Source organism: Enterobacter wuhouensis, from assembly GCF_004331265.1.
In the GTDB taxonomy this organism is placed as follows: domain Bacteria; phylum Pseudomonadota; class Gammaproteobacteria; order Enterobacterales; family Enterobacteriaceae; genus Enterobacter; species Enterobacter wuhouensis.
The window spans coordinates 1-298 of sequence record NZ_SJOO01000041.1 but is presented as its reverse complement, the minus strand read 5'-3'; the positions used below and the strand labels follow the sequence as shown (position 1 = coordinate 298).

Annotated in this window: 2 tRNA genes; both read left to right on the top strand. The window is 49.7% G+C overall.

The annotated features are described in order from the left end of the window. The first annotated feature begins 22 nt into the window (after nucleotides 1-22). Nucleotides 23-99, top strand: a tRNA-Ile gene (locus E0L20_RS23800). 42 nt (nucleotides 100-141) lie between these two features. After that, nucleotides 142-217: transfer RNA gene (locus E0L20_RS23795), tRNA-Ala, on the top strand. The last annotated feature ends 81 nt before the right edge of the window (nucleotides 218-298 follow it).

The window sequence follows — 298 nt, the reverse complement described above, 5'->3', positions numbered from 1 at the left end:
AAATAGCAGTAAAAATCTCTGCAGGCTTGTAGCTCAGGTGGTTAGAGCGCACCCCTGATAAGGGTGAGGTCGGTGGTTCAAGTCCACTCAGGCCTACCAAACTCCTTTTAAAGGATGAGCGGTACAGAGATTGCAAACGATGGGGCTATAGCTCAGCTGGGAGAGCGCCTGCCTTGCACGCAGGAGGTCTGCGGTTCGATCCCGCATAGCTCCACCATCCTTTTACTGCGAAATACAAGAAAACTTCAGAGTGAACCTGAAAAGGTGCACTGCGAAGTTTTGCTCTTTAAAAATCTGG